The organism is Streptomyces sp. NRRL F-5135, assembly GCF_000719775.1.
GTDB classification, from domain to species: Bacteria; Actinomycetota; Actinomycetes; order Streptomycetales; family Streptomycetaceae; genus Streptomyces; species Streptomyces hebeiensis.
This window is the reverse complement of sequence record NZ_JOHR01000008.1, coordinates 234,319-247,729: the sequence shown is the minus strand read 5'-3', so window position 1 is coordinate 247,729 and position 13,411 is coordinate 234,319. Positions and strand designations below refer to the sequence as shown.

Genomic DNA, 13,411 nt, shown 5'->3' with positions numbered 1-13,411 from the left:
CTCGGCGGGGGGCGGCTCGGCCGGGTGGGTTCGACTCGGTCGCGTGGCCGGGGCTCGACCCGGTCGCATCGGATCAGCTCAGTCGCTCGATCACCATTGCCATGCCCTGGCCGCCGCCCACGCACATCGTCTCCAGACCGAACTGCTTGTCGTGGAACTGAAGGCTGTTGATCAGTGTTCCCGTGATCCGGGCGCCCGTCATGCCGAAGGGGTGGCCGACGGCGATCGCGCCGCCGTTGACGTTCAGCTTCTCCAGCGGGACGCCGAGATCCCGGTAGGAGGGGATGACCTGGGCGGCGAACGCCTCGTTGATCTCGACCAGGTCGATGTCGTCGATCGTCAGCCCGGCCCGCGCGAGCGCCTGCTTGCTGGCCTCGACCGGGCCGTACCCCATGATCTCCGGGGACAGCGCGGTCACCCCCGTGGAGACGATCCGGGCCAGCGGGGTCAGGCCCAATTCGCGCGCCTTGACGTCGGACATGATCACCAACGCGGCCGCACCGTCGTTGAGCGGGCAGCAGTTGCCCGCAGTGACCAGGCCGTCGGGACGGAAGACGGGCTTCAGGCCCTGGACGCCTTCCATCGTGACGCCCGGGCGCGGGCCGTCGTCCTTCGTGACGACCGTGCCGTCCGGCAAGGTGACGGGCGTGATCTCGCGCTGCCAGAAACCGTTCTTGAGGGCTTCCTCGGCGAGGTTCTGCGACCGTACGCCGAACTCGTCCATCTCCTGGCGTGTGACGCCCTTGAAGCGGGCCAGGTTCTCGGCGGTCTGGCCCATCGCGATGTAGGCGTCGGGCACGAGGCCGTCTTCGCGGGGGTCGTGCCAGCCGCCGCCCTCGCTCGCCGCGACGGCGGCCGTACGGGCCTCGGCGTCCGCGAAGAGCGGGTTGTGGGTGCCGGGCATACCGTCCGAGCTTCCGTTCACGGACCGGGAGACCGTCTCCACGCCCGCGGAGATGAACACGTCACCCTCGCCGGCCTTGATGGCGTGCAGTGCCATCCGGGAGGTCTGGAGCGACGAGGAACAGTACCGGGTGATGGTGCATCCGGGGAGGTGGTCCATCCCCAGCTGTACGGCGACGATCCGGCCCAGGTTGTGCCCCTGCTCCCCGCCGGGCAGGCCGCAGCCGAGCATCAGGTCGTCGATGTCGCGCGGGTCGAGTTCGGGGATCTTCGCCAGCGCGGCCTGGACGACCGTGGCGGTCAGGTCGTCGGGCCGCAGCTCCTTGAGCGAGCCCTTGAAGGCCCGCCCGATGGGCGAACGGGCGGCAGAGACGATCACGGCTTCGGGCATTACGGCTCCAAAGGGGCGGGACAGACGGTGCGGGCAGTACTGACGGCCTCCGGCCGCGGGCACTGTCGACGGTCGACCGTGCCCGGCTCCTCGTTCCTCGGAGCCTCCGCCCACGCGGCGGAGCCGCATATCGAGCACAGCCTCCCTTTCGACAGCGGCGCGTTCCTTCGGCTCACTCGCCGGGGGACGTGCCTGGCCGGGACGTATCGGGCGCCCCGGCCTTCGGCTCATTCGCCGGCCGGGGCCGGGCGGGAGAGGTCGTCGGTGCCGGTGCCTCCCGCGCGTACCTCGTCCGGGTGGATCTCCTCCGGCGTCGCTTCCTCCGCGGCCGTCGGCAGATGGCGCCGGCGCCGGTGCTTGAGCAGGGCCCAGGGGGCGCGGACGCCCGTGACCTCCGTGCCCGCCTCGGACGCCGCGGCCGAGGCCGCCTGTGCCACCGGCAGCACGTCCTCGTCGCGGGAGACGTCCAGCCGGTCCGTCTCGGGCCACAGGTTGAGCACCGCGCACAGCGTCGGCAGGACCGCCATCGCGGCCGTCGCGTACCCCTCGGCCGACGGGTGGTAGTTGTCCGGGCCGAACAGCTCCCGCGGGTTCGCGGCGAACTCCGGTCCCAGCAGGTCGCCCAGCGAGACCGTACGGGCGCCCTGCTCGACCGCGACGATCGTCTGGGCCGCCGCCAGCTGCCGGCTCACCCGGCGGGCCAGCCAGCGCAAGGGCTGGTAGACCGGCTCGATCGTGCCGAGATCCGGGCAGGTGCCGACCACCACCTCCGCCCCCGCCGTACGCAGCCGCCGCACCGCCGCCGCGAGACAGCGCACGGACCGGGTGGCGGTCATCCGGTGCGTGACGTCGTTCGCGCCGATCATGATCACGCAGACGTCCGGCGGCCGGGCGGGGTCGGTCAGCACCAGCGTCACCTGGCGGTCCAGGTCGTCGGACTTGGCGCCGGGCAGTGCCACGTTCCGCAGTTCCACCGGGCGCTCCGCGACCGCCGCGAGCCCGGAGGCGAGCAGCGCGCCGGGCGTCTGTCCCACCCGCCGCACGCCCTGCCCCGCCGCCGTCGAATCGCCGAGCATGCCCAGCCGGATCGGCTCGGAGTGCCCGTAGGCCAGTCCGTACCAGCCGTCACCGCTCGGCGGCAGGGGGGCGACCCCGTTGCCCACCGACCGCTTCGCCAGCTGGACCTCCGCCAGCAGGAGCCCGACGCCCGCCGCTCCCAGCAGGCCGATGCTCCCGCCGCCGTAGGCCGCGCCTGCGGCGATCCGCCGTGCCACCCTCGCCCTTGACACAGTCCGAGCACCTCCTCCGCCTCATCTGCCCTGTCTGTCCCGTCCGTGCCACGGCCCCGGCCGACGGCCGAGCCGTACGCACGCACCGCCACCGAGCGCGTACACCAGCTAAGTGCCCCGAACCCGGCATCGCCCAATCTCGCCCCCGGGCGCATACGCTGGCCGGACCATCACGGAGACCCCGGAGACAACGGTGCAATTCCACGACTCGATGATCAGTCTGGTTGGCAATACCCCGCTGCTGAAGCTGAACAGCGTGACAGCGGGCATTCAGGCGACAGTCCTGGCGAAGGTCGAATACTTCAACCCCGGCGGTTCGGTCAAGGACCGGATCGCGCTGCGCATGATCGAGGCGGCCGAGCAGAGCGGGGAGCTCGAGCCGGGCGGCACGATCGTGGAGCCGACGAGCGGCAACACGGGCGTCGGCCTGGCGATCGTGGCCCAGCAGAAGGGCTACAAGTGCGTCTTCGTCTGCCCGGACAAGGTCTCCACGGACAAGATCAATGTGCTGCGGGCGTACGGCGCCGAGGTCGTCGTCTGCCCCACGGCGGTCGATCCGGAGCACCCGGACTCGTACTACAACGTCTCTGACCGGCTGGTGCGGGAGACCCCCGGCGCCTGGAAGCCCGACCAGTACAGCAACCCGAACAACCCGCGCTCGCACTACGAGACGACCGGCCCCGAACTGTGGGAGCAGACGGCCGGGAAGATCACCCATTTCGTCGCGGGCATCGGCACGGGCGGCACGATCTCGGGCACCGGCCGGTACCTGAAGGAGGTCAGCGACGGGCGGGTGCGGATCGTCGGCGCGGACCCCGAGGGCTCGGTGTACTCGGGCGGTTCGGGACGTCCGTACCTCGTGGAGGGCGTCGGCGAGGACTTCTGGCCGACGGCCTATGACCGTACGGTGACGGACGAGATCGTCGCCGTGTCCGACAAGGACTCCTTCCGGATGACGCGCCGCCTGGCCAAGGAGGAGGGCCTGCTGGTCGGCGGCTCGTGCGGGATGGCGGTCGTGGCGGCGCTGGAGGTCGCGCGGGGGCTGGGGCCGGAGGACGTGGTGGTCGTCCTGCTGCCGGACAGCGGCCGCGGCTACCTGAGCAAGATCTTCAACGACGAGTGGATGAACGACTACGGCTTCCTGGAGCAGGGGGGCGACGCGCCGCGCGTGGGCGATGTGCTCCGCCACAAGGAGGGCGGCATCCCCGGGCTCGTGCACATGCATCCCGAGGAGACGGTCGGTGAGGCGATCGAGGTGCTGCGGGAGTACGGCGTCTCCCAGATGCCGATCGTCAAGCCCGGCGCGGGGCACCCGGACGTGATGGCGGCGGAGGTCATCGGCTCGGTCGTGGAGCGGGAACTGCTGGACGCCCTGTTCACCCAGCGGGCCTCGCTCGGCGATTCGCTGGAGAAGCACATGTCCTCGCCGCTGCCCCAGGTCGGCTCGGGCGAGCCGGTGGCGGACCTGATGGCGGCGCTGAGCGGATCGAGCGGGGCGGACGCGGCGATCGTGCTGGTGGAGGGGAAGCCGACGGGCGTCGTGAGCAGGCAGGATCTGCTGGCGTTCCTCTCGAAGGACCTGTCCGGGGGCGCGCGGCAGTAGCGTCGACGGGGGCCGGTCCCGCGTCGGTCCCTTCCGGTCGCCGCGGGTCCCGCATCGGTTCCGCTCCGGCCACCGCCGGTGCCGCTCCGGCCCCCTCCGGTCCGCGCCGCTCCGGCCCCCTCCGATCCGCTCGGGTTCGCGAAAGTGGTACGAGCGCGACACGTCCGCGCAGCACCCGCTTAACACGGGTCGGGCACATTGGTGGGTGTCGGCGTCACGGACCTCCGGAGCGGCTCCCGGACCTCCACAGACGCCCGGACACGGCGAACCGGCCCTGACCCGGAACCGTGTCCCTCGCGGGGACCGCCGTCGTCCCGCCCCCCGGCAACGGGGGTGCGGCGGTCCCCGCGACTGTCTTTTCGTCTCCTTGGCCTCATCCCCGGGATGCTGCCGAAGCGTCGGACCACCGCACGCCGGCCCGGCGATCCGATACGCCATGAGACTCATCACCACAATGCGCTGTGGCGTCCCCGGTCAGCCGAAGGAGAGTGTTCCGTGACTATGGGATGCCGGCGACGGTAAAAGGTCCGACCCTGATTGCTTGCGATGCCAGGGGCTATCACGGTGCACGCAGGGCGGACATGGCATTCCGTCGACCCCTCCGTCGCCGGGGTTGGCGGGGTCGCCGGGTCTCACTCCGCGTTGTCGGACGGCCGGCGGCTGTCGCGCGGCGGCCGGCCTTGGCGCGGCAAGCGGTCCCGGAAGGCGTGGACGGCGTTGATCCCGACGATGCCGGCCCAGCAGACGACCAGCCCGGGCAACTGGGCCTGCGTCACGGCGATGGCGGTCAGCGGAATGGCCAGGGCGAGCGAGACGACGCCGAAGCCGTACTGCTCCCAGAACCTCGCCGAGGCGCCCGGCGCCCGCGCCTCCCGGGCGGCGGCCATCCGCCGCTCGGCTGCCTGCCGCCGGACCTCGCGGTCCGTCGTACCGTCCATGCGTTGCTCGACCTTCTCCAGAAACGACGCGATGAGCGCGGGCTCGTAGTCCGGCCCCAGCTCCTGGCGTGCCTGAAGGGTGGCGTGGAGCTCCTTCGTGAGCTCGGGGTCGCGGGCGTCCATACGGTAACGGTAGGGAGCGCACGCGTGAAGGTCACTGGGGTCAGCCCCCGTCTTCGGGCCGCGTGAACGGGACGCTCGTCCTGGACGATCCGAGACTCCCCCCGAGCCCTCTCGGCCTTGGCCAGGTCGCTACGCGGCCGTGCCGGGAAGGATCGGGCGCGAGGCGCCGTTCCGCGGGCACGTCCAGCACGCCGTGCCGTCCAGGACGCGTGCCACGGCCGGATGTCCGTGGCCGGAGGCCGGGCAGGGCGGGGCCGGGAAGCCTCCGGTGTGTTCCATGACCGCGTCCTGGAGCTGGTCGGCCAGCAGGACGATCGCTTCGACCGGCGCCATGGATCCGTCGAGGTGAACCGTGACCTCTGAAGCGTCGTCGAATGTGAGCGTGAGCAGGACGCCGGATCCGTGCGTCCCCGTGGGCGGGAAGACCTGTTCCGGGCTCGGACCGAGGTGGAGGCGGGAGGTGTACGCGGAGTCGGTCGGCGGCACGTCCGGGGAGTGGGACGGCGGCCCCGCCGTCACGCTCAGCGCATGGCCGCCGGGCGCGTCGAGCTGTCGCAGGATGGTCTCGGCCCATGCCCGGGCCGAGGCGACGGTCACCGTCATGCGGGCTCGCTCATGCGTCGGCCCTCTTGGGTGCCGGCTTCTTCACTTCTTTGCCCTGACATCCGACGCCCAGGCGAGCGATCCCGTTCCGGGCCTCCCGCCGACGTTCACCCTGAACGTCATGTGGTCCTGGAACTGGACGTGGTCGTTGTGCTTCACGGGCTTCAGCGTCCCATGGAAGTGATAGTCCTTCCCCACCACATGGCCGGCGTTCTTCGGCTTCCTCTTGCCGTTGTTCCACCATGAAACGCCTTGTTCTGTCACCTTGCCGATGATGATGGCCTTGACGCCGGACGAGATCTTGTAGCCCCAGTTGATCGTGGAGTGCCGGCAGTTGAAGCGGGCGCTCAAGGTGCCTTTCGCGTCGCTCCAGCTCGGGTTCTTGTCGCAGCGGAGTGTCGCGGGTGCTTTCTGCTCGGCTGCCATACGGCCTGAGGGGAAAGGTGCTGTCTGCGCCTGCCCTCGTGTGCCGGGTAATGGCGCACCCACGGCATCCGCGATGCGTTTCCGTTCGGCAGGTGTCAATGCGACCGGTGAACCGTCCGCGTTCGGGTCCAGCGTGATGCGCAGGTTGGTCGTCGAAGCGCCGGTGGAGGTGCGTGACGTGAACGTGTTGTCCTCGGCTCCTCGCGGTGCCGTACCCGCAGCCGGAGCGGCGACGGTACGTTGCGTCGCCTCGGCCGGCGCGACAGTTCCGATTCCCGGCACCGCTGCCGCCAGAGCCACCGCCATGGCACCGGCTACCACCCGCGCGCTTTCCAGGTGTGCGTTCAAGTGGTTGGCCTCTCCCGGTCGCCGAAGCGGTAGCCCCCGGATGGAGCGACTTTACCAAGAGTGACGGATTGGTCACTCGTTGAGCCACGCTTTGGCGCATAGACGCCGACTACTTCTTCGCCAGGCCGTGCTTCGCCGCCCAGTCCGTCGCCACGTCCTCCGGGTCCTTCTTGTCCTTGTCGACCAGACGGTTCAGCTCCGTCAGCGCCTCCGTCGTCAGGGCGTTGCCCAGGCGGGCCAGGGCCTTGCGGACGCGTGAGTCGGCCTTGCGGTCGGCTATCAGGGGGACCACGTGCTGGCCCGGGATCAGGTTCTTCGGGTCGCCGAGGACGACCCAGCCCTCGGCGGCGATGTCCGTGTCCGTCGTGAAGAGGTTCGCCACGTCCACGTCGCCCTTCCGCAGCGCGCCCTTGACCAGGGGACCCGAGGAGTCCAGCGACTTGAACTCCTTGAACTCGACGCCGTACACCTCCTTGAGCCCCACGACCCCCACCACCCTCTTCTTCACCTCGGGCGCGGCGCCGATGACCAGCTTGCCGTTCTGCTTCTTCAGGTCGGCCAGCGTCCGCAGGCCGTACTTCTCCGCCGTCTTCCTGGTGACCGCGAACGCGTCGGAGTCCTCCGCCTTGCCGTACGGGAGGATCTGGAGGCCCGTGGGGAGTACGGCGGCGAGGGCGTTCTGCATGTCGCCCTCCTCCGTCTCGGTCGCCTTCGGGTCGAGGTAGTGCAGCAGGGCGCCCTGGTACTCGGGGAGCAGGTCGATGTCGCCGCCCTTGAGCGCCGGGATGAGGATCTCCCGCGTACCGAGGTTGGGGCGGACCGTCGTCCTCACGCCCGCGGCTTCGAGCACCGCCGCGTAGAGGTGGCCGAGGATCTGGTTCTCGGTGAAGTTGGCGGTCCCGATCGTGACCCCGTCCGCGCTGGAGCCGCCGCCCGCGCCGCCGGTGCCGTTCCCCTCCAGGGAGGTGATGCCGCTGCCGCACGCGGCCAGGACCGGGACGGCCGCCCCCGCGAACAGGCCGCCCAACATCTTTCTGCGGTTCGGCGACGGGGCGGATGAGGGGGCCGGGGCCGATGAGGGGGCCGGGCCGGACGGGTCGGGGGTGGGCTTGGGGGCGTTGTCGGCTGCTGCCATGTGTGCGTGGCTCCTTAAGGCTGTCGGACCGGACGGTGGCGGTTCGTTCGGACGTGTGCGGCGTCAGGCCGCGCGGTGGCGGAAGAGGAAGCGCTGGAGTCCCGACAGGGCGAGGTCCAGGGCGACGGCCACCACCGCGACCAGCACCGCCCCGCCCATCACCTGGACGAGATCGCGCTGGGCCAGGCCGTCGAATACGTACCGGCCGAGTCCGCCGAAACTGACGTACGCGGCGATCGTCGCCGTCGCCACCACCTGGATCAGCGCGAGCCGCAGCCCGGTCATGATCAGCGGGAGCGCCAGCGGCAGCTCGACCTGGAGCAGGACCTGGTGGCCGCGCATGCCCTGGCCCCGCGCCGCGTCCTTCACCTCCGGGTCGACCGCGGTCATCCCCGCGTACGTGTTGGTCACGATGGACGGCACGGCGAGCGCCACCAGCGCCACGTACACCGGCGTCATCGACAGGCCGCTGGCCAGGAAGACCAGCACGACCAGGCCGACCGTGGGCAGCGCCCGGCCGAACGAGGACAGGTTGATGGCCACGAAGGCGCCCCGGCCGGTGTGCCCGATGAGCAGTCCGAGCGGCAGCGCGATGGCGGCGGCGATCAGCGTGGCCAGCAGCGAGTACTGGAGGTGTTCGGCGAGACGGTGGCCGATCCCGTCCGAGCCGGACCAGTTCTCGCCCGCGACCAGCCATGCGCCGAGGTTCCTGAAGAGTTCGTACATCCCGGATCAGGCCCTTTCGGTCACGGGGCGGCGACCGTCGTGCCCCGGCTGTGCGGCCTTCCCCGGCCGGTCGGTGGAGTTCGGCCGGTCGGTGGGGTGGTTCCCCCGGTCGGTGGCGTCCGGCCGCCCGGCGCGGGACCGGCTCCCGGTCCGGCGCGGTCGTCTCGTCCACGGCGTCAGCACGTACTGCGCCGCCACCAGCAGCGCGTCCGCGACCAGCGCCAGCAGCAGCGTCAGGACGACGCCGACGATCACCGGGGTGGGGAAGTTGCGCTGGAACCCGTCCGTGAAGAGCTGGCCGAGCCCGCCGTCGCCGATGTACGTGGCGACGCTGACCAGCGAGATCGACATGACCGTCGCGATCCGTACCCCTGCCATGATCACGGGCAGCGCGAGCGGCAGCTCGACCGTCAGGAGCGTACGCAGCGGGCGCGTGCCCATGGCCACGGCGGCCTCGCGGGTCCTGGCGGGCACGGAGTCGAGTCCCTCGACGGTGTTCCGCAGCAGGACGACGAGCGTGTAGATCGTCAGGCCGATGACGGTCGTCGTCCTCGTCAGCCCCGACACGGGCAGCAGCAGGACGAAGACCGCGATGGACGGGATCGTGAACAGGACGTTGGACAGCCCGAGGAGGAAGCCGCGCAGCGAGCGGACCCGGTGGGCGACGACGGCGAGGGGGAGGGAGATCAGCAGGCCGAGCAGTACGGCGGTGAACGCGGCCTGGAGGTGGGAGAGGGTGAGGGCGGCCAGGTCGCCGGCGTGGTCGGAGATCCACGTCCATTCGATGGTCATACGGACCCGTCCTTGGCCGTCACCGTGCCCGCGCCTGTGCCTCCGTCTGCGCCCGCGGCTGTGCCTTCGTCCGCGCCCGCGTTCGTGTCCGCGTTCGTGTCCGCGTTCGTGTCTGTGTCTGTGCCTTCGTCCGCGCCGGTCCGGCTGCTCGCGGGCGCCCGGTCCGGGCGGGCCGCCTCCTGGTGCCTGCGGCCCGCGTACTCGTGGATCGTCTCCCGCGGGGTGACCCCCGTCAGCACGCCCTCCGCGTCCACCCGCGCCACCAGTCCCGTCGGCGACGCGATCGACTCGTTGACGGCGGCGAGCAGGGTGTCCGTGTCGCGCAGCGGCCGTACGGGCAGCAGCGTCCCGTCCGGGGACGGCCAGCCGAGCGGTTCGCCCCGGGCGGATATGACCAGGTGGTGACCGGTGCCGGAGGCGGAACCGGTGCTAGAGGCGGGGCCGGCGCCGGGGACCGGCTCGCCCTCGCGGACGGTCGTCGCCCGCTGCTGAGGCACCTCGGCCAGCGTCGTCAGCGACAGCAGCTTCAGCTCGCGCTCCGCGCCCAGGAAGTCCGCGACGAAGGGGTCCGCCGGGCGGGCCAGCAGTTCCGCCGGGGCGGCGTACTGGACCAGGTGGCCGCCCGTACGGAAGACCGCGATGCGGTCACCGAGCCGTACCGCCTCGTCGATGTCGTGCGTGACGAACGCGATGGTCTTGTTCAGCTCCTTCTGGAGGCGCAGCAGCTCGTCCTGGAGCTGTGTCCTGACGACGGGGTCCACCGCGCCGAAGGGCTCGTCCATCAGCAGCACCGGCGGGTCGGCCGCCAGCGCCCGCGCCACACCGACGCGCTGCTGCTGGCCGCCCGAGAGCTGGTGCGGGTAGCGCTTGCCGGCGTCCGCCGTCAGGCCCACCGTCTCCAGCAGCTCCGCCGCCCGCGCCCGGGCCTTCCCGCGCCCCCAGCCGAGCAGCAGCGGGACGGTCGCGATGTTGTCGAGGACCGTGCGGTGCGGGAACAGGCCCGCCTGCTGGATGACGTACCCGATGCCGCGCCGCAGCTCGGCGGCGTCCTGCTCCAGGATGTCCTTCCCGCCGAGGCGGATGGTGCCCGAGGTCGGGTCGACCATCCGGTTGATCATGCGGAGGGTGGTGGTCTTGCCGCACCCGGAGGAGCCGACCAGCACGGTGATGCCGCCCTCCGGCATCTCCAGGGTGAGGTCGTGGACCGCCGTCGTGCCGTTGGGGAAGCGTTTGTGCACCGCGTCGAATGTGATCATCAGTCGTCCCTTGCCCGGCTGCATATAGTCATGCAGAGTTCTTGGTAGCTGAATAGATTGTCAATGCCCTGGGGTTAATCGCTCGTTACGGATGGCCGCAGGACGAGACAAAGCGTCCGATAAGGAGGCGTTCGCGCATGATGTCGTCCCACAGTGCGGACCCCGCTCCGGCCGGTACGGACTCTGTTCCGGTCGGTACGGATCCCGCTCCGGCCGGTACGGGACCCGTTGTTCCCGCTGGTACGGGCCCCGGGAAGCCGACGCGGCCCGCACGTAACCGTACGCACCCCGCCGTCGTCGTCCTCGACGGCCATGGGCTCCCCGTCACCGATGTCGTACGCCTCGCCGACGGCACCGCCCGCCCCGTCCCCGGCACCGATGCCATGAAGCGGGTCGAGCGCGGCTGGCACGTGGCGCGCGAGCTGGCCGCCTCCGGCCGGGTGTACGGGCGCTCGACCGGCGTCGGCGCCAACCGCTCCGAGGCCGTCCCCACCGAGGCCGCCGCCGACCACGGCCTGCGCCTGCTGCGCAGCCACGCCGGCGCGGTCGGCGAGCGGCTGCCGGCCCGCGAGGTGCGCGCCATGCTCGCTGTACGGGCCAATCAGCTGCTCGCCGGGGGAGCGGGGCTGCGGCCCACCGTCGTCACCGCCCTCTGCGCGGCGCTGGAGTCCGGCGCGTACCCGCTCGTCCATGAATTCGGCTCGGTCGGCACGGGGGACATCGCGGCACTGTCGCAGATGGGCCTCGCCCTGGCCGGCGAGCACCCCTGGCTGGGCGGGCCCGGGCCACTCGCCCAGCCCCTCGACAACAACGACGCCCTCGCCCTGATCAGCAGCAACGCGCTCACCCTCGGCCAGGCGGCGCTCGCCCTGCACGAGCTGCGCCGGCTCGTCGCCGCCACCGAACTCGTCGCCGCGCTCTCGCTGCTCGCCGTGGACGGTTCGTACGAGGCGTACGCGGAGCCCGTGCACGCCGCCCGCCGGCACCCCGGCTCGTACGCCGTCGCCGCCCGGATGCGGGCCGTCCTCGGCGCGCCGGAACGGCCAGGACCGCCGCTCGGCCGGATACAGGACCCGTACGGTTTCCGCTGCGTCCCGCAAATACACGGGCCGGCGCGCGACGCCGCCGACGCCCTGGAGGACGTGCTCGCCGTCGAGATCAACGCCGCCGCCGAGAACCCGCTGATCTGGCCGGGCACGGAGGCGGACCCGATCCCGGCCGCGTACCACCACGGCGGCTTCTACCTGGCGCAGATCGCGCTGGCGCTGGACCACTTCCGGCTCTCGCTCGTCCAGACCGCCCGGCTGTCCACCTCCCGGCTCTCCGCCCTGAACGAACCCGCCTTCACCCGGCTGAGGCCCTTCCTCGCCGACACGGAGCCCGCCAGCTCCGGGGTGATGATCCTGGAGTACGCGGCCGGCGCGGCGCTCGGCGACCTGCGCGCGTACGCGGCCCCGGCCTCCCTCGGGCACGCCGTCCTGTCCCGGGGAGTGGAGGAACAGGCCAGCTTCGCCTCCCTCGCCGCGCGCCAGACGCTCCGGGTGGCCGGCGCCTACCGGTTGGTCGTCGGCTGCGAACTGGTCGCCGCCGTACGGGCGTTGCGCCAGCGAGGCTTGCGTCCGGAACCCGGTCTGCCGGTCACGCGGGCCCTGGACCTGGCCGAGACCGTACTCGAAGAGAGTGTCGCGGACCGGCCGTTGACCGATGATGTGACGGCTGCGGCGGCTCTGCTCGATCAGTTCGCCGATCTGGCCGACCTCGCCGACCTGACGATTCCGCAAGGGGGACCGACCGTATGAGTGACAGCCCTGCCGCCCGGCTCCAACAGCTCTTCGAGGGCCACCGGCTGACCCCCACCCAGCGGCGCATCGCGCACAGCATGGTGCGGGCGGCCGGGGACGCGCCCTTCCTGTCGAGCGTCGAGCTGGCCGATCTGGCGGGGGTGAGCCAGCCGTCCGTGACCCGCTTCGCGGTCGCGCTCGGCTTCGACGGCTATCCGGGGCTGCGCCGGCACCTGCGGGAGGTCGCGCCCGCCGAGCCGACGACGGGTGGTGAGCCCACGTACAACGAGTACCAGCAGGCCGTCCAGGGCGAGATCGAGAACCTGCGGCGGCTCGCCGAACTCCTCGCCGACCCCGCCCCGGTCGAACGCGCGGGCGCGCTGCTCGCCGCCTCGCGCCCGCTGCCCGTCCTGGGGCTGCGCGCCGCCTCCTCGCAGGCGCGCGGCTTCGCCTACTTCGCGGCCAAGGTGCACCCGGACGTACGGCTGCTGGACGAGGGCGGCTCGATGCTGTGCGACCGGATCGACACGGCCAGGGGCGCGGGCGCGAGCGCGCTGCTGTGCTTCGCGCTGCCCCGCCACCCGAGGGAGGTGGTGGAGGCGCTGGCGTACGCGCGGTCGGCCGGGCTGACGGTGGTGACGGTCGCGGACTCGGCGTTCGCGCCGGTGGCCGCCCACAGCGACCTGCTGATCCCGGCGGCGGTCGGCACGGGGCTCGCGTTCGACACGGCGTGCGCGCCGATGCTGCTGGGGCGGGTGCTGCTGGAGTCGATGTGCGACGGACTGCCGGACGCGCAGGCGCGGCTGGAGGAGTTCGACGCGCGGGCGGGGCAGCGGGGGCTGTTCGTGGAATAGGGGGTATCCCGGCCAGGGGTCACGGCCAGACGGCGCGAGGGTGGTCGGCCTCGCCAGACAGCGAGGGCCAGGGCGGTACCGAGTGCCGGCACCGCGACCACGTCGCGGGGCAGCGACTCTTGTGTGGACAGTTGCGTTCCCGCGCATGGTCGGCCATCGAGTTGAACAGCGGCATCAGCGCGTCGGCGCGATAGGCGACGGCGAGTCACCGGAGTGGTGCGCCGTGTTACGGAAGGAGAGTGG

At 71.7% G+C, this 13,411-nt stretch carries 11 protein-coding genes and 1 pseudogene; 3 read left to right on the top strand and 9 right to left on the bottom strand.

Annotated features, from left to right (window positions below; genetic code table 11):
- Positions 1 to 73 precede the first annotated feature (73 nt).
- Entirely contained in the window at positions 74 to 1,294 is a 1,221-nt protein-coding gene (locus tag IG02_RS0116065; protein ID WP_030747499.1) for an acetyl-CoA C-acetyltransferase, read from the bottom strand.
- Positions 1,295 to 1,521: 227 nt separating this feature from the next.
- A complete protein-coding gene (locus tag IG02_RS0116060) occupies positions 1,522 to 2,568 on the bottom strand; it encodes an SGNH/GDSL hydrolase family protein (RefSeq protein WP_051765111.1) in 1,047 nt (348 codons plus the stop codon).
- A gap of 208 nt (positions 2,569 to 2,776) precedes the next feature.
- Between IG02_RS0116060 and IG02_RS0116055 the strand changes: the two genes are divergently transcribed.
- Positions 2,777 to 4,186, top strand: coding sequence for a cystathionine beta-synthase (locus IG02_RS0116055; protein ID WP_030747493.1), 1,410 nt, complete (start codon positions 2,777 to 2,779; stop codon positions 4,184 to 4,186).
- Between the two features lie 632 nt (positions 4,187 to 4,818).
- Here IG02_RS0116055 and IG02_RS0116050 read toward each other — a convergent pair.
- From IG02_RS0116050 to IG02_RS0116020, 7 genes and pseudogenes are all read right to left on the bottom strand, one after another.
- Positions 4,819 to 5,247, bottom strand: coding sequence for a hypothetical protein (locus tag IG02_RS0116050; RefSeq protein WP_030747490.1), 429 nt, complete (start codon positions 5,245 to 5,247; stop codon positions 4,819 to 4,821).
- 129 nt (positions 5,248 to 5,376) lie between these two features.
- Positions 5,377 to 5,850 carry a hypothetical protein gene (locus IG02_RS0116045; protein ID WP_030747487.1) on the bottom strand — a complete coding sequence of 158 codons (474 nt, stop codon included), beginning with the start codon at positions 5,848 to 5,850 and terminating at the stop codon, positions 5,377 to 5,379.
- A gap of 42 nt (positions 5,851 to 5,892) precedes the next feature.
- Positions 5,893 to 6,624, bottom strand: coding sequence for a hypothetical protein (locus IG02_RS41570; protein WP_158712307.1), 732 nt, complete (start codon positions 6,622 to 6,624; stop codon positions 5,893 to 5,895).
- Positions 6,625 to 6,733: 109 nt separating this feature from the next.
- Positions 6,734 to 7,654, bottom strand: a complete 921-nt coding sequence (locus tag IG02_RS0116035; RefSeq protein WP_030747481.1) for an ABC transporter substrate-binding protein — start codon at positions 7,652 to 7,654, stop codon at positions 6,734 to 6,736.
- A gap of 168 nt (positions 7,655 to 7,822) precedes the next feature.
- Complete coding sequence (locus IG02_RS0116030) at positions 7,823 to 8,485, bottom strand: ABC transporter permease (protein ID WP_030747479.1); 663 nt, start codon at positions 8,483 to 8,485, stop codon at positions 7,823 to 7,825.
- Positions 8,486 to 8,644: 159 nt separating this feature from the next.
- A pseudogene (locus IG02_RS0116025) lies at positions 8,645 to 9,277 on the bottom strand (ABC transporter permease); the annotation flags it as partial.
- Complete coding sequence (locus IG02_RS0116020) at positions 9,274 to 10,533, bottom strand: ABC transporter ATP-binding protein (RefSeq protein WP_078854546.1); 1,260 nt, start codon at positions 10,531 to 10,533, stop codon at positions 9,274 to 9,276. The pseudogene IG02_RS0116025 and the gene IG02_RS0116020, both read right to left, overlap by 4 nt.
- A gap of 137 nt (positions 10,534 to 10,670) precedes the next feature.
- Here IG02_RS0116020 and IG02_RS0116015 point away from each other — a divergent pair, with 137 nt between their 5' ends.
- Together IG02_RS0116015 and IG02_RS0116010 are read left to right on the top strand one after the other, a co-directional pair.
- Complete coding sequence (locus tag IG02_RS0116015; protein ID WP_234314762.1) at positions 10,671 to 12,332, top strand: aromatic amino acid ammonia-lyase; 1,662 nt, start codon at positions 10,671 to 10,673, stop codon at positions 12,330 to 12,332.
- Positions 12,329 to 13,168 carry a MurR/RpiR family transcriptional regulator gene (locus IG02_RS0116010; protein WP_030747468.1) on the top strand — a complete coding sequence of 280 codons (840 nt, stop codon included), beginning with the start codon at positions 12,329 to 12,331 and terminating at the stop codon, positions 13,166 to 13,168. Before IG02_RS0116015 ends, IG02_RS0116010 begins: the two co-directional genes overlap by 4 nt.
- The last annotated feature ends 243 nt before the right edge of the window (positions 13,169 to 13,411 follow it).